We start from the raw sequence: 14,678 nt of genomic DNA on the forward strand, positions 1-14,678 counted from the left end.
CCTTTGCTATGTTGCGAGTTCTTGGTCCGCTTCAGGCGGAGATCAACGGCCGTACGGTCGACCTAGGCACCTCCCGGCAGCGGGCCGTGGTGGCCAGGCTCGTCGCGGCGGGTGGGCACGTGGTCTCCACCGATCGTTTCATCGATGACCTGTGGCGCGGGCAACCCCCTCCCAAGGCGCTGGCCGCCCTCCAGGTCTACGTGTCCAACCTGCGACGGGTGCTCGAACCCGGACGGCTGCCGCGCACGCCCGCCACGGTACTGGTAAGTGCCGCACCCGGTTACCGCCTCCGGCTGGAGCCCGAGCGGGTGGACGCCTGGCTGTTCCCCCGCCTGGTCGACGCCGCCGGGGCCGCGCTCGCCGTAGGAGACGGGGCGCGGGCCCTGGAGGCGGTGGACCGGGCACTCGCGCTCTGGCAGGGGCCCGCCTACGCGGAGTTCGCCGACGACGAGTGGGCGGAGCCCGAGGCCGTACGGCTGGACGAGTTGCGACTGGTCGCCGTGGAGCACCGGGCGGAGGCGCTGCTGGTGCTCGGCCGCAACGCCGAGATCGAGCTTGAGCAGCACGTCCGAGCCCATCCGCTCAGGGAGAACGCCGTCCGGCTGCTCGCCCTGGCCTACTACCGGGCCGGTCGGCAGGCCGATGCCCTGGCCACGATCAGGAAGGCCCGCGGGACCCTCGCGGACGAGCTGGGGGTGGACCCCGGTCCCGCGCTGCGCGCGCTGGAAGGCGACATCCTCGCCCACGCCGACTCCTTGAACCGCCCGGCCACGCTCGCGTCCGGTGCCGACAGGGGGCCCACGGAGGAGCCTGGGCGGAACGGGCCCGGACGGGACCTGGACACGCCGGATCCCGCCGCCGTTCCGGTACCCGAACTCGTGGGTCGTACCGAGGAGATGGCGACGCTGCAGGCGATCGCCGACCGGGGCGGGCTGCGCACGGTCTGGCTGGGCGGAGACCCCGGAGCGGGCAAGAGCGCGCTGGCCACGGCCTTCGCCAGGCGGCAGGCGGCACGCGGCTGGCTGACCGCGACCGGGCAGTGCCCGGAGACCGACGGCGGGGCGCCGCCCGCCTGGGCGTGGAGCGAGGTGCTGCGCGCGCTGGCCGCGGACCGGCCGCCCCAGGACGACCTGGCCGCCCGGCTGGCGCCGCTGCTGGACGACGGCGCCCCGCCGGCGGGGCCGTTCCTGCTGGCCCGGGCGGTGGGCGACTACCTGTCCCGGATCGTCGGGCAGGGCACTCGGCTGCTGGTGGTCTTGGAGGACGTGCACCGGGCCGACAGTGAGACGCTCCAGCTCCTGCGCCACCTCGCGACGGGCGTCGCCAAGGCCGACATCATGATCGTCGCGACCTACCGGCCCACCGAGGCCGTCGACCACCTGGGGACGACCTGGGCGGCCCTGGCCGGGCACGACACCCACCGGCTCGACCTGCACGGGCTCGGCGACGAGGACGTGGCGCTGCTGCTGCGTGAGCGCTCGGGCCTGGAGGTGGACGCGGCGACCGCGCGGACCGTGGCCGAGCGCACCGGCGGCAACCCGCTGTTCGTCTGCGAGACCGCGCGGCTGATCACCACGGACGGCACCTCGGCCGCCCGTGCGCTGCCGCCGGGCGTGCGCGACCTGATCAGGCGCAGGATCGCCAGGCTGCCCGCCGCGGCCCAGAGAACCCTGCGGGACGCGGCCATCGTCGGGCGGGACGTCGACGTCGACGTGCTGCTCGCTCTGGACGGCTCCGACGAGGACGCCGTGCTCGAAGCGCTGGAGGCGGGCGTGCTGACCGGGCTGCTGACCGAGCCCGCGCCGGGCCGGGTGCGCTTCGCCCACGTCCTCGTCAGGGAGACGCTGTACGAGGACACGCCGGGACTGCGCCGGGTTCGCCTGCACGGCAGGGTCGTCGGCGCGCTGGAACGGGTCCGGCCGGGAGAGGTCACCGCGCTGGCCCACCACGCGCTCGCCGCGGCCACCACGGTCCCAGCGGAGCGGGTGGTGTCCTATGCCAGGGCGGCGGCCGAGCAGGCGCGCGGTATGCACTCCTACCGGGAGGCCGGGACGTTCTACCGGGGGGCGCTGCACCTCACCGCCGACGACGAGCTCCGGCTCGACCTGCTCTGTTCGCTGGTACAGGTGCAGGCGCACGAGGGCAACGTGCTGGCCGCCAGGGAGAACCGCGAGCGGGCCATAGCCCTCGCGCGACGGCTGGGCGACGGTCTGAACCGGGCGCTGACCGCCTACGACGCCCCGGTGACCTGGTCGATCCAGCCGGACAGGAGCGTGGACGAGCCACTCGTCGACGCGCTGGTGAAGGCGCTGGAGGAGGCCGACGACGAGACCCGCTGCCGGCTGCTGGCCACGCTCGTCTTCGAGTTGGAGGGGCACGACGACGAGCGCTGCCTGGCCTACAGCGCCGAGGCGGTCGTGATCGCCCGGCGGCTGGGCCGCAGCGACCTCCTCGGCCTGGCCCTGAACGCCCGCTACTTCGTGCTGCTGACCCCGGGCCGCCGTGACGAGCTGGAGGTACTGGGCCGGGAGATGGTTGAGCTGGGCGACCGCGACGGGATGCCCGGGTACGCCATGCAGGGGCACCACGCCCTGTCCATGGTCAGTCTGGGCCGCTGCGACCTGGCCGCGGCCAGGCGGCACGCGGACCGGGCCCTGGAGCACTCCACCACCGGCCAGCTCGGGCTGGCGCTGAGCGTGCTGTCCATGCTCGACACCCTGGTCATGCTGGTCAAGGGCGACTTCGAGGGCGCGGAACGGTCCTACCTGGCGATCGGTGAGCGGATGGTGGCCGCGGGCGGGGCAGTCGCCCACATCATCGGCGCCCTGGGCAGGTTCGTGACCCGGCTGGCGGGCGGTCTGCCGCACGACATGACGGAGCTGCTGACGCTGTACTCCTTCGTTCCCGAGGGGCTGGCGGACATCGTCGTCCGGGCGCTGATCGCCGAGGGCAGGGTGGACGAGGCGCGCGCCTACTGGCGGCCCGACCTGGAGCCCAACCTGGACTACTTCTGGCTCCTCTGGCAGGGACTGCGCGGGGAGAGCGCGATCGCGCTGGGCGACCGGACGGTGGCCGAACGCTGCTACCGGACGCTCCTGCCCTGGGACGGCGAGCTGGCCGGGATGCACTCCGGGTCGATCACGCTGGGTCCGGTCGCCCTGATCCTGGGTGACCTGGCGGCCTTCCTCGGACGCGACGCGAGTGCCCACTACGAGCAGGCGGTGCGGATCGCCGAGCGGGTCGGCTCGCCGCACTGGACACGCAGGGCGACGGAGGCACTCGCGGAAAGCGGGGGCCGGCCCCCCACGGGAGGCTCGAACCGGGTGTAGGCGGCCCGTCGCGGGAGCGGGCGACACCGGGCCCGGCGCCGGATCACGCCGCGCGGGCGGACGCTCCGGGACGGCGTGGCGGTGCGGCCCGGATCAGAGGTCGGCGAGGGGGCCGAAGACGAGCCGCTGACGGCGCCGGTGGCCGCGCCGGAACAGGGAGATCATCAGCATCAGCATGGGGCCGGCGAGCTTGCGCAGCCGGGCCAGCTCGTCGGGCTTGGCGTACTGCTCGATCCTCGGCAGATCGAGCTTGACGTTCCCGCCCTTGCGCACCGCCGTCTCGACCCTCTCCCAGTCGGCGACGGACACGTACTTCTTGATGATCGGGAAGAGCAGCCGCTCCTCCTCGACGATGTGCTCGTCGAGCATGTCGGCCAGCCGGGTGAGGGACTTGGCGAGCACGGCGGCGTCGCCGGTCGAGGCGAACGCGGCGGCCTGGGCGTTGATCTCGGTCAGCAGCGGGTCGAGGTCGGCGTGGTCGTCACTGAGGTCGCGCAGGTCCACCTCGGCTCCGGCGGACCGTTCGAGGACGGGCCAGAGGACCTCGTCCTCCATCGTGTGGTGATGGTGGATGCCCTGGTTCAGGGTCGTGATGAATTCGGCGATGGCGCGGGCGCGGGCCGGATCGGCCACCTGCCGTCCCTCGGCCAGCTGGGCCGCGAGTTCGGCGAGGCGGCGGGTGTCGGCGCGCATGGCGCGGTGGGTGATCTGAAATCCCAGCAGTTCGGGGGTCATCTCGGGTACTCCTTTAGGCGGTGCGGACGCTTACCCACCACGGTGCGGCAACCCTCTTATCAGCTACTTGGCGGCTACTTGGTGGTCGTCCGGCCCCCGACATGGCGGACTTGGCGCGGACGCGTCTCCGCTGCCGCCGGTGCCCGTCGTGGCGGCCGCCGGGGGCTCCCGGGCGGAGGCCCGGATCCGGGGTGCGGGCGGCGATTCCAGGGGATCCCCGGGGGAGGACGTGTGGTGATCCGGACGGTCCTCGATTGATTTCGCATCCCGCTCCGGAGCCGTGTATGGTTACACCTGTCCGCAAGCGAGAGCGACACGGACAGGCCCCTTTAGCTCAGTCGGCAGAGCGTCTCCATGGTAAGGAGAAGGTCTACGGTTCGATTCCGTAAAGGGGCTCAACAGCCTAAAAGCCCTGACCTTCGGGTTGGGGCTTTCGGCTTGGTCGACCTTTGAGTCGGCCAGAAAACACTCAAGGTTCCCGACGCATGAACGGGCATACTGGGGTAACCCAGAAGAGGTCGCCCTGACCTGCACAAGTACGCAGGCACTCTACGGGTCGGGTATCCTTGCGAGGTCGGTCGATTCCATCGGCCTCAAGGCGGAGTAGCTCAGTCAGGCAGAGCAAACGGCTCATAATCGTTGTGTCGCCGGTTCAAGTCCGGCCTCCGCTACTACCCACCGGGGTCCCCTCCCGCAAGAGGGGCTCTGCCGTGGGTTGTCCACTGTCCCGAACGTAGAAAGGCACTCCCAAGTGGCTGCCACCGACGTTAGGCCGAAGATCACGCTGGCCTGCCAGGAGTGCAAGCACCGCAACTACATCACGCGGAAGAACCGGCGCAACGACCCGGATCGGCTTGAGCTGAAGAAGTACTGCCCGAACTGCAAGACGCACCAGGCGCACCGCGAGACTCGCTAGTCCGCGAAGCCTCCCGCTCCGGTGGGAGATGAGTGTCTGACGGGCACGCACATACTCCACGAAAACCGGCGTCCTCAGGCGGGCGCCGGTTTGTCGTATCCGTACAGCTTTTCCGCTCGGGTGTTGATCGCGGCGGACAGGCGGAGCCGTAGTGGTTTCGGGCTACGGTTTCCTGGTGGCCCCGAGGGCACACCCTGGAATCCTGTGCTGTTACTGTCTGCCCGACCCACCGGTTCCGGCCTCGCCGGCTCGGTATCCGCAAAGGAGCACGATGGCCTTGAACCGTGACTTCATCGGGCGGGCGTCCGCGCCCTCCTCGCCGTACGAGGTCAGCCGGGTGAAGATCAAAGAGTTCGCCGCCGCGATCGGCGACGACAACCCGATCTACCGGGACAGGGCGGCCGCCCAGGCGGCCGGACATCCCGACGTGATCGCCCCGCCGACCTTTCCCATCGTGTTCAGCCTGGCCGGGGGGACGATCCTGGCCGACCCCGAGCTCGGGCTGAACTTCGCCATGGTGGTCCACGGCGAGCAGCGCTTCGAGTACCGGCGGCCGATCCACGCCGGGGACGAGCTGGTCAGCGTCTCCACCGTGACCGACATCCGCAACGTCGGCCGCAATGAGCTGATCACCGTCAGGAGCGAGGTCAGCACCGTCGACGGCGAGCCCGTGTGCACGACCTACAACACCATCGTCGAGCGTGGAGGGGCGGGCTGAGATGGCTGCGACTGTCAAGTACGACGAGGTCGAGACGGGGCAGGAGATCCCGCCCGCCGACTACCCGGTGCGCCGCGCCAACCTGGTGATGTACGCCGGGGCGTCCGGTGACTTCAACCCCATCCACTGGAACGAGCGCTTCGCCAAGACCGTCGGGCTGCCGGACGTCATCGCCCACGGCATGTTCACCATGGCCCAGGGAGGACGGTTCGTCACCGACTGGGCGGGCGATCCGGGCGCGGTCGTCGACTACGGGGTGCGCTTCTCCTCCATGGTCGTCGTACCGGACGACGAACAGGGTGCCGTCATCACCGTGAGCGGGATCATCGAGGAGAAGCTTGAGGACAAGCGCGTGGTGGTCGCCCTGACCGCCAGGGCCAACGACTCCCGGGTCCTGTCCAAGGCCCGCGCGGTGGTCCAGCTGTCCTAAGCCCTGTCCTGCGGATCTTTTGCCTACTGCGGTCGGTCAGGCGGCGCCTCGCCGCGTTGTCGTCGGTCACCGCGGCACGCCGCGGCTCCCTCCTCCGCCTTGCGAGACACCACCTGACCGATCCTCGCCACGGCAAGATCCACAGGACAGGGCTTAGTGGTCGTCGGGCGAGGGCATGCTCGCGGGCCGAATCTTCTCTCGGTCCGTGGGTAGCGTCCCCGGCATGAGCGAAGTACCACCTGACGTGACCAACCTGGCCGAGCGGTGGGCCAGGGCGCGAGCCGGGCACGACCATGCCGCGGCCGACGCGCTCCGCGACGAGATCAGAGCCGAGGGCTGGCTCGTCCAGGACACCGCGGTCGGCTTCGAACTCATTCCCGTACCTCCCTTCGAGGTGTGGCCCACGCTCCGTTCCCTGCCCGAGGACGCCTCGGCTGCCGGGAGGCGCGAGGGTTCCGACGCGGGTGCCGGCACGGGTTCCGGTGACCGGCCGGGCACCGCCGCGGACACCGGCACCGAAGACGCGGCCCGGGGGCGGGACGAATCCGCCGATGCCGGACAGGTCGCCGAGGCCGCGGATCCGGGGCGTCACCCCGGGCGGCTCGAACCCCTGGACGCGGAGCGGGTCGCCGAGACCGAGGCGGCACCTCGGCCGAGACCCAAGGGCGCCGAGCTGGTCGGCCGGTCGGACGATCTCCACGGCCATCCCGACCGGATGGTCTCCTCCCAGTTGCTCTGGGACGCCAGCCTGTCGGTCTCCCGGCTCGACGAGACCATCGTCGCCCCCGCCGAGGTCGAGGAGCCGAGGGCGGCGCACTCGACGGTGACCGTCGCGTTGCTGGTCGACGGCCGGCCAGAAGAGCTGCGCGAGTGCGTACGCGCCCTGGTCGCCCGTACGGAGGCCAGGATCCTCGCCCTCGACCTGGGGAACCTGGACGGCGCCGGAGCCGTCCTGCAGGAGTTGGCGCAGGAGTTCCCCCACCGGGTGACGGCATGGCATGTGGCCGAACTCCCGCACTGGAGGGGCGGCTCCGCCGGGTGGGGGGAGAGCCGTGACAAGTTGCTGCGCCTCGACACCTCTGACGTGCACGTCGTCATGGACACCTCGATGATCCTGGAGGGCGACGCCATCACCCCGCTGGTCAAGGCGCTGGACGACGACGTCACCGCGGCGGGCTGGAAGGGCGTGAACCCTCGCGAGGACGGTCAGGAGTGGCTGGAGGCCGAACCGGGCGAGGTCCGGGCACTGCTCGGCCACCTGATCGCGGTCAGGCGTGACACGGTGCTCGCCGCGGGCGGCTTCCCCACCGAGGCCCGTTACTACCGCAACGCCGACCTGGAGTTCTCGCTCGGGCTCCCCGGCACCCTGGTCGGCCTGGGCAGGGACCTCCCGGTCCGCCGGGAGCGACGCCGCGGCCAGGACGAGGTCGACCCCGAATATCGCGACAGGGAGTCGCGGCGGACCTACGACCGGGTGCTGAGCCTGCTGCGCTCCCCGTAGGCTGGTCGCGGATTTCTGCCGGGTGTGGGGAAGCGTATGACGGAGCGGGTGGCAGGGGTACGGCTGGCGCCGTACACGACGCTTGGGCTGGGCGGAGAGGCCAGGGCGTTCGTGGCGGCCGGATCGGCCGAGGAGATCGTCGAGCTGGTGGCCGAGGCCGACCGGGCGGGCGAGCCGGTGCTCGTGCTCGGCGGCGGCAGCAACCTGGTCGTCTCCGACGAGGGGTTCGACGGCCTGGTCGTGCGGGTCGCCTCCCGGGGCGTCGAGATCGACGGGGACCGGGTCACCGCGCAGGCGGGCGAGGACTGGGACGCACTGGTCGAGCGTGTGGTGGCGGAGGGCCGTTCGGGAGTGGAGTGCCTGTCCGGCATCCCCGGGCTGGTCGGATCCACGCCGATCCAGAACGTCGGCGCCTACGGGCAGGACGTCTCACAGACGATCATCGCTGTCCGGGTCTACGACCGCCGGAGCGGCGAGGTGCGGGACCTGACCGCGCGGGAGTGCGGGTTCGCCTACCGGCACAGCGCGTTCAAGGAGGAACTCGGGCGGCACGTGGTGCTCGCGGTCACCTACGAGCTGGCGGCCGACGGGCCGGCCGACGACGCGCTGTCCGGCCCGATCGCCTATCGGGAGCTGGCCCTGCGGCTGGGGGTGGCCCTGGGGGATCGGGTGCCGCTGGCGCGGGCCCGCGCGGCGGTGCTGGAGTTGCGCGCGGGCAAGGGCATGGTCCTGGACGCCGGCGACCCGGACACCCGCAGCGCGGGGTCGTTCTTCACCAACCCGATCCTGACCGGCGGACAGGCCGCCGAGCTGGAGCTGCGGGCGCCGGGGTTCCCTCGCTGGGACATGCCGGACGGGACGGTCAAGGTCCCGGCGGCGTGGTTGATCGAGAACGCCGGGTTCCCGAAGGGATACCGGCGCGGCCCGGCGCGCATCTCCACCAAGCACACCCTTGCAATGACAAATCCAGAGATGTCGGCCTCGACCGAGGAGCTTCTCGATCTCGCCCGCGAGGTCAGGGACGGGGTCTTCGAGAAGTTCGGCGTCACCCTCGTCAACGAGCCCGTGATGGTCGGCACCCGCCTCTGAGCCGGAGGTCCGTCTCCGCCCGGGGCCGGGTGGCCGGTTCGGGAGGCGGGCCCGCCGGCCGAGGGGCCCGGCCACGAGAAGGGGACGCGCATCCTTGCCTGGCCGACCCGTCCGGGGTTCTGACCTGCGGGGACATCGGCCCCCGAGGCGGGGCGGGGGTGCGGGGACGAGCATCTGCCCCCGGCTGCTATGGTCTGATGGAAACACCCGAAGGGGAGTAGTCCCAATCGCGTGATCGACATACTGGCGCCCCAGGGCGCCCGGTCGCGCGGGCCTCGGATCCGGCCGTTCTCACACGGCTCCGGGGCGGACGAGACCTTCGGCCTGGCAGGCAATCATCGATGCCGCCGGGCCGAAGTCGTGCCCGAGACTCCCCGGGTGCCCCCTTCAGCCCGGCCGCACGTGCGGGAAGGGCACCCTCCATTGGAAGCGTTCTGGATCAGCCTTGTTGTGATCTTCGTCGCCGAGTTGGGCGACAAGAGCCAGCTCATGGCCATGACCTTCGCCACCCGGTTCAAGCCGTGGCCGGTACTCGCCGGAATCACCCTGGCCACCGCGGTGGTCCACCTGGTCAGTGTCGGCCTCGGCGGGCTGGCCGGTGACCTCCTCCCCACCACGGCGATCACGATCATCGCCGGTATCGCCTTCCTCGGCTTCGCCCTGTGGACGTTGCGCGGGGACGAGCTGACGGACGAGGAGGCCCAGAAGGCGCAGCGCACCACCCGATCGGCGATCATCGCCGTGACCGTCGCCTTCTTCCTCGCCGAGCTGGGCGACAAGACCATGCTGGCCACCATCACCCTCGCCACCCAGCACGGCTGGTTCGGCACCTGGGTCGGTTCGACCGTCGGCATGGTCGCCGCCGACGCCCTGGCCATCCTGGTCGGGCGGATGCTCGGCAAGCACCTGCCGGAGAAGATCATCAGGTACGGCGCCGCCGCCGCGTTCGCCGTCTTCGGTGTGATCCTGCTGCTCGAACCCCTGCTGGTCTGACCGGGTACCTCGCTCCGGAGCGGCGCCCGGTCAGGCCAGCCGGGCTTCGATCTCCCGCAGGCTGGGATTGACCAGCGCCGATCCGTCGGGGAGGAGCACGGTGGGGATCAGCCAGGAGCCGCCGCCGAGGTCGGTGATGAACTCGATCGCGCCGGGCGTCCGGTCGACGTCCACCTCGACGAAGGGGATCTCCGCGCGGGTGAGCGCGGCCTTCAGCCGGTGGCAGTGACCGCACCACGGAGCGCTGTAGACGGTGAGGGAGGACATGGATTCCCTATTCGAAAGGTGGGTTTGACGTGAACGGCGACCAGTGAATACTCTCGCTTACCAAGTGGATGTTAATGGTAGACACAGCGGCTGAGCGGGCTGGCTGGTCGCACGAAAGTGGGTCCCCGTGGCCGAACTCCCCGACGTCGCCCTCACCCGGCGGTCCCTCCTGAGATCCATCGCCATCGTGAGCGGCCTGGCCGCCGTTCCCGGCCTCGTCGCGGCCTGCGGGTCGCCCGAACCGGCGGCCGGGGGCCCGGCCGGGGCGGCGAAGTCCCTCGACGCCCTCAGGGTCGCGCTGCCCTCCTCCCTCGGCTCGCTCGACGTGAGCAAGGAGGCGGGCATCATGAACTACGTCGTCGCGCTCCTGTGCCAGGAGGCGCTTGTCGGGGTGGGGCGCGACGGCAGCCTCCTGCCGTCGCTCGCCGAGTCCTGGACCAGGAAGGACGCGACGACCTATGTCTATACCATCCGCCAGGGCGTGGCCTTCTCCGACGGGACGCCGCTGACCGCGGACGACGTCGTGGCCAGTCTCGACCTGCACGCGCGGAAGGGCTCCACCTCGGCCTTCGCGTACGCGTACGCCAACGTGAAGAAGATCGACGTAAGCGGGCCGGCCGAGATCACGATCACGCTGAAGCAGCCCGACGCCTCGTTCGCCTGGACGCCTTCGCCGGGCACCCTCATGGTCACGAGCAGGAAGTTCATCGAGGCCTCCGGCGACGGCATCGGCACCCCCGGCGCGAAGATCCTGGGCACGGGCCCGTACCGGGTGACGGAGTTCGCCCCCGACTCGCACGTGACGCTGGAGCGCAACGACGCCTGGTGGGGAGGCAAGGCCCCGTACCGCCAGATTAAAATCGACTTTGTTCCCGAGGAGTCGACCAGGCTCCTCGCCATGCGCGGCGGGTCCGTCGACGTGGCGCTGAACGTGCCCGCCGAGCAGATCGACCAGTGGAAGGGGCTGCCCGGCGTCGAGGTGAAGGCGGCGAGCGACCGTTCCCTCGTCACGCTCGCCTTCAACACCGCGAAGAAGCCGTGGGACGACATCCATGTTCGCAGGGCGGTCGCCCACGCCGTCGACAGGGAGGGAATCCTCCGCAGCGTACTGCGCGGTCACGGCAGGGTGGCCGACACGCTCACCGACCCCGCCCAGTGGGGCGGCGTGCTCGGTGAGGCAGAGGTGGAGAGCCTGTACGCGAGCATTCCGCAGTACGGGTTCGACCTGGCCAAGGCGCGTGCCGAACTGGCCGCCTCCTCGGTGCCCGGCGGCTTCGGTGACGTGCTGACCTACCCGAACAGCGGGCCGCAACTCGGCAGGGCCGCACTGACCCTTGCCGAGAACCTCAAAGGTATCGGCATCACCCTTGAGGTCAAGGAGGTCCCGCTGGAGCAGTGGATCGCCGAGCTCGGCAAGCACGCCTCCGGCGTCTACCTGGGCTGGTACTTCGCCACCACGGGCGACCCGGCGGAGTACATCCAGCAGCTCCTGAACGGCGCCGCGACCGGTGTGAACGGCACGAACATCGCCGAGTACGCCAATGCCGAGGTGACCGGGCTGCTCGACGAGGCGAAGACCGGAACCGACGACACGGCACGCGGCAGGCTCCTGGGGGAGGCGCTGGTCAAGGCCGCGGGCGACGTTCCGTACCAGCCGCTCTGGTGGGGAGAGGCCGCGACGGCGTTCGGCCCCGGCGTGGGGACCGGCGAGTTCGGGCCCTACTTCTTCGTCGGTCCCTGGGCCACCGAGATCACCGCCCGCTCATGACCGCGGCACTGGAGGCGTACGCCGCACTCGCCGGTCTGCGCGTGCCCGACGCGGTGGCGATGGATCCGGAGGGGGCCCGCGTCGCCTGCGTTCTTCCGCTCCCGGACGGCCGCTCCGTCGCACACGTGCTCGACCTGTCCGGAGCCGGGAGCGGGAGCCGAGGACCGGTACCGGTGCCCGTTCCCGTGGCGGGCGCGGGAACCGAATGGCACGCGTTGACGCGGTGGCTGGCGGACGGGAGGCTGCTGCTCGCCGCCGGCGACGGCCCGGACCTTGACCACGTCGAGGTCCGTTCGCCCGGTGATCAAGTCCCCGCCTGGCGGGTTCGCGCGGGAGGGGAGATCGAGGATCTCGTCCCCGGCGGTGACGGCACCGTGCTCGTGCGGTTCGCCGACCCCGGCAGCGAGCGCGACGGCAGCCACCTCGGGCTCCGGGTCCGCGACGAGGCCGATCCCTTCGTTCGCACGCCGGGCGACAGGCGCAGACGGCTCGCGTGGGCACGGGTGGGCGACGGGGAACTGCGGCCGGTGCCGCTGCGCGGCCTGACCGTGTGGGACGCCGACTGGCGGGACGGCGTCGTGCTGGCCGTGACCTCGGCCGACGAGACGCCCGCCGGGTACTACCGGCCCGCCCTCGACCTGATCGATCCCGAGAGCGGCGAATCCCGGACCCTGCTGCGCACATCCTGGCAGCTCAGCCGCCCCCGGCTGGCGCCCGGCGGGCGTACCGCCGTCGTGGTCGAGGGGCTTTCCATCGTCTCCGGGCGGATCATCCGCGTCGACCTCGTCACCGGGGAGGCGACGCCGCTGGCCGCGGTTGACGACGTCACCGATCTGGGCTGGCTGGACGAGGACACCCTGTGGTTCGCCGGGTGGTCGGGTACCGGCACGCACGGCGGCACCCTGACCGCCGACGGCCGCCCGCTGACCCGCTGGACCTCCTGGGGAACCCTGGGCGGGCGCGACGGGCAGCCGTCGCTTTCGGTGGATCGCACCGGTGCGCTCGCCGCCGCCGTCTGGGAGACGGCCGAACGCCCCCCCGAGGTGGCGGTCGCCCAGGTGGCCAAGGGCGACTGGCGCCAGGTCACCGATCTCAACGCGGCGCTGGCGCCGCTCGCCGTGCGACAGGAAGAGGTCTCCTGGACCGGCCAGGACGGCCTCGCCGTTCAGGGGCTCCTGCTGCGTAGGTCGCCGAACTCACCCGCTGTCGCCGTCGATCCCGCCGGTCCCACGGGAACCGGCGGGACCGAGGCGGTGGCGTCGCCGCTAGTGGTGATCGTGCATGGAGGGCCGACCTGGCTGTGGTCCAGTGCCTTCGCGCCGGCCGAGTCCGGCGGGCTCGCCGCCGCGCTCGCGCACGCCGGGGCGGCCGTACTGCTGCCGAACCCGCGCGGGAGCAGCGGGCGCGGCCAGGAGTACGCGCGCCGGGTCATCGGGCGATTCGGTGAGGACGACCTGGGCGACGTCCTCGCCGGTGTGGACCACCTGGTCGCGGCCGGAGTCGCGGACCCGGCGCGCATGGCCGTCATGGGGCTCAGCTACGGCGGCTATTTGAGCGCGTGGGCGGTGACCCGAACCGGCCGGTTCCGGGCAGCCGTGGTGATGTCCGGGGTGAGCGACTGGCTCAGCTTCGCCACCGCGAGCAACCTCGGCGGCGGCTTCGACCTCCTGTACCACCGAGGGGCCGACCCCGCCACGCCCCAGGGCAGGGAGTTTCTCGCCGCACGCTCGCCGGTGTGCCACGCGGCCGGGGTCACCACGCCGACGCTGATCCTGCACGGCGCCGAGGATCGCACCACCCCCGTCGGGCAGGCGGAACAGCTCTATCGTGCCTGGTCGGCGGCCGGTGTCCGGACCCAGTTGGTCGTCTACCCTCGGGAGGGCCACGAACTGACGGAGGAAGCGCACCGCAGGGACGCGGCGGAGCGCGTGGTCGAGTGGCTGACGGGGAACGGGGTGCTCTGATGACGGGGCGTGACCGGGGTCTTCTCCTGCTGCGCAGGCTCGCGGGCACCGCCGTCGTCGTCGCGCTGCTGTCGGCCGGCGTGTTCGGTCTGCTCTACCTCGCCCCCGGTTCGGTCCAGCAGACCCTGCTGGGCACCCGCCCCGCCACCCCGGAGACCCTCGCGGCGATTCAGGCCCGCTACCACCTTGACGAGCCGCTGCCCGCGCAATACCTGCGCTGGCTCGGCGGCATCCTCCACGGCGACCTCGGGACCTCCGTCAGGACCGGGATGCCGGTCGCCGACATGATCGGCCAGCGGCTGCCGCTCACCCTGGCGCTCGTCGGGTACGGCGCGCTGCTCGCCCTGCTTGTGGGGGTTCCACTGGGCGCGGTCGGGGCGCTGCGGCGGGGCCGGGCTTCCGATCGCCTCGTCGTCACCGCCGGTGTGGTGGGGCTGAGCGCCCCGCCCTTCGCGGTCGGGCTACTGCTGCTCGTGGTGTTCGCCGCGGGGCTCGGCTGGTTTCCCGTGTACGGGACGGGCGAGGGCCTGGCCGGCCAGGTGTGGCACCTCACGCTGCCCGCGGTCGCGCTGGCCGTCGGCGCCGTGGGCATGTTCGTCCGCTTCAGTAGGGCGGCGCTCATCCGCGAGCTCGACCAGGACTACGTGGTCTTCGCACGCGCGCGTGGCCTGGGCGGCGCGGCCGTCCTCGGATACGCACTGCGCAACTCGCTGGTCCCCGTCCTCACCGCGGCCGGGCTCATAGTGACCGGCATGCTGGCCGGGACCGTGCTGGTCGAGGTGACGTTCGCGCTTCCCGGTCTCGGATCGCTGCTCGTCGACTCGGTCACCTTCAAGGACGTTCCAGCCGTCCAGGCGCTCGGGCTGCTGTTCACCCTGCTCATCGCCGCCGTCAACCTGCTGGTGGACATCGGCTACTCGGTGGCCGATCCCCGAGTCCGGCTCGGCGGGAGGACATGGTGACCAGCC

The 14,678-nt window shown here is 71.6% G+C and carries 12 protein-coding genes and 2 tRNA genes; 12 read left to right on the plus strand and 2 right to left on the minus strand.

The window, feature by feature from the left end; all coding sequences use genetic code 11:
• The first annotated feature begins 8 nt into the window (after positions 1 to 8).
• On the plus strand, positions 9 to 3,329 hold the full coding sequence (locus AB0K21_RS16640; protein ID WP_364150742.1) for a BTAD domain-containing putative transcriptional regulator: 3,321 nt from the start codon (positions 9 to 11) through the stop codon (positions 3,327 to 3,329).
• 93 nt (positions 3,330 to 3,422) lie between these two features.
• Here AB0K21_RS16640 and AB0K21_RS16645 read toward each other — a convergent pair whose 3' ends face one another.
• On the minus strand, positions 3,423 to 4,064 hold the full coding sequence (locus AB0K21_RS16645) for a hemerythrin domain-containing protein (protein ID WP_364150745.1): 642 nt from the start codon (positions 4,062 to 4,064) through the stop codon (positions 3,423 to 3,425).
• A gap of 323 nt (positions 4,065 to 4,387) precedes the next feature.
• Here AB0K21_RS16645 and AB0K21_RS16650 point away from each other — a divergent pair.
• The 8 genes from AB0K21_RS16650 (at position 4,388) to AB0K21_RS16685 (ending at position 9,711) form a co-directional block, all read left to right on the plus strand.
• Positions 4,388 to 4,460: transfer RNA gene (locus AB0K21_RS16650), tRNA-Thr, on the plus strand.
• 201 nt (positions 4,461 to 4,661) lie between these two features.
• A tRNA-Met gene (locus tag AB0K21_RS16655) sits at positions 4,662 to 4,735 on the plus strand.
• An 80-nt stretch (positions 4,736 to 4,815) separates the two neighbouring features.
• The gene (gene rpmG / locus AB0K21_RS16660) at positions 4,816 to 4,980 is read left to right on the plus strand and encodes a 50S ribosomal protein L33 (RefSeq protein ID WP_030921771.1); all 165 of its coding nucleotides are present in this window, start codon (positions 4,816 to 4,818) and stop codon (positions 4,978 to 4,980) included.
• 271 nt (positions 4,981 to 5,251) lie between these two features.
• Positions 5,252 to 5,698, plus strand: coding sequence for a MaoC family dehydratase N-terminal domain-containing protein (locus AB0K21_RS16665; protein ID WP_343964870.1), 447 nt, complete (start codon positions 5,252 to 5,254; stop codon positions 5,696 to 5,698).
• A gap of 1 nt (position 5,699) precedes the next feature.
• Positions 5,700 to 6,128 carry a MaoC family dehydratase gene (locus AB0K21_RS16670; RefSeq protein ID WP_343964868.1) on the plus strand — a complete coding sequence of 143 codons (429 nt, stop codon included), beginning with the start codon at positions 5,700 to 5,702 and terminating at the stop codon, positions 6,126 to 6,128.
• A 223-nt stretch (positions 6,129 to 6,351) separates the two neighbouring features.
• Positions 6,352 to 7,629 carry a hypothetical protein gene (locus AB0K21_RS16675; RefSeq protein ID WP_364150750.1) on the plus strand — a complete coding sequence of 426 codons (1,278 nt, stop codon included), beginning with the start codon at positions 6,352 to 6,354 and terminating at the stop codon, positions 7,627 to 7,629.
• A gap of 36 nt (positions 7,630 to 7,665) precedes the next feature.
• Positions 7,666 to 8,718: a UDP-N-acetylmuramate dehydrogenase gene (locus AB0K21_RS16680; protein WP_343964864.1), complete on the plus strand. Its 1,053-nt coding sequence runs from the start codon at positions 7,666 to 7,668 to the stop codon at positions 8,716 to 8,718.
• A 423-nt stretch (positions 8,719 to 9,141) separates the two neighbouring features.
• On the plus strand, positions 9,142 to 9,711 hold the full coding sequence (locus AB0K21_RS16685) for a TMEM165/GDT1 family protein (RefSeq protein WP_343964862.1): 570 nt from the start codon (positions 9,142 to 9,144) through the stop codon (positions 9,709 to 9,711).
• Between the two features lie 30 nt (positions 9,712 to 9,741).
• Here AB0K21_RS16685 and AB0K21_RS16690 read toward each other — a convergent pair whose 3' ends face one another.
• Entirely contained in the window at positions 9,742 to 9,978 is a 237-nt protein-coding gene (locus AB0K21_RS16690; protein ID WP_343964860.1) for a glutaredoxin domain-containing protein, read from the minus strand.
• Between the two features lie 127 nt (positions 9,979 to 10,105).
• On the opposite strand from AB0K21_RS16690, the gene AB0K21_RS16695 reads away from it, so the two are divergent.
• Genes AB0K21_RS16695 through AB0K21_RS16705 form a run of 3 tightly spaced genes read left to right on the plus strand, consistent with a single transcriptional unit; the run spans position 10,106 to position 14,672 of the window.
• Positions 10,106 to 11,746 (plus strand): ABC transporter substrate-binding protein, encoded by a 1,641-nt coding sequence (locus AB0K21_RS16695; protein WP_364150755.1) that lies wholly within the window; start codon positions 10,106 to 10,108, stop codon positions 11,744 to 11,746.
• Complete coding sequence (locus AB0K21_RS16700; protein ID WP_364150758.1) at positions 11,743 to 13,710, plus strand: prolyl oligopeptidase family serine peptidase; 1,968 nt, start codon at positions 11,743 to 11,745, stop codon at positions 13,708 to 13,710. Before AB0K21_RS16695 ends, AB0K21_RS16700 begins: the two co-directional genes overlap by 4 nt.
• Positions 13,710 to 14,672, plus strand: coding sequence for an ABC transporter permease (locus tag AB0K21_RS16705; RefSeq protein WP_364150761.1), 963 nt, complete (start codon positions 13,710 to 13,712; stop codon positions 14,670 to 14,672). Before AB0K21_RS16700 ends, AB0K21_RS16705 begins: the two co-directional genes overlap by 1 nt.
• Positions 14,673 to 14,678: the final 6 nt, after the last annotated feature.

This window comes from Streptosporangium sp. NPDC049248, from assembly GCF_040678965.1.
In the GTDB taxonomy this organism is placed as follows: Bacteria; Actinomycetota; Actinomycetes; order Streptosporangiales; family Streptosporangiaceae; genus Streptosporangium; species Streptosporangium fukuiense.

What these genes read in the sequence shown, in the direction of transcription:
- AB0K21_RS16640 (WP_364150742.1), top strand. Translation starts at nt 9, where the DNA reads ATGTTGCGAGTTCTTGGTCCGCTTCAGGCGGAGATCAACGGCCGTACG.
- AB0K21_RS16645 (WP_364150745.1), bottom strand. Translation starts at nt 4,064, where the DNA reads ATGACCCCCGAACTGCTGGGATTTCAGATCACCCACCGCGCCATGCGC.
- AB0K21_RS16665 (WP_343964870.1), top strand. Translation starts at nt 5,252, where the DNA reads ATGGCCTTGAACCGTGACTTCATCGGGCGGGCGTCCGCGCCCTCCTCG.
- AB0K21_RS16670 (WP_343964868.1), top strand. Translation starts at nt 5,700, where the DNA reads ATGGCTGCGACTGTCAAGTACGACGAGGTCGAGACGGGGCAGGAGATC.
- AB0K21_RS16675 (WP_364150750.1), top strand. Translation starts at nt 6,352, where the DNA reads ATGAGCGAAGTACCACCTGACGTGACCAACCTGGCCGAGCGGTGGGCC.
- AB0K21_RS16680 (WP_343964864.1), top strand. Translation starts at nt 7,666, where the DNA reads ATGACGGAGCGGGTGGCAGGGGTACGGCTGGCGCCGTACACGACGCTT.
- AB0K21_RS16690 (WP_343964860.1), bottom strand. Translation starts at nt 9,978, where the DNA reads ATGTCCTCCCTCACCGTCTACAGCGCTCCGTGGTGCGGTCACTGCCAC.
- AB0K21_RS16700 (WP_364150758.1), top strand. Translation starts at nt 11,743, where the DNA reads ATGACCGCGGCACTGGAGGCGTACGCCGCACTCGCCGGTCTGCGCGTG.
- AB0K21_RS16705 (WP_364150761.1), top strand. Translation starts at nt 13,710, where the DNA reads ATGACGGGGCGTGACCGGGGTCTTCTCCTGCTGCGCAGGCTCGCGGGC.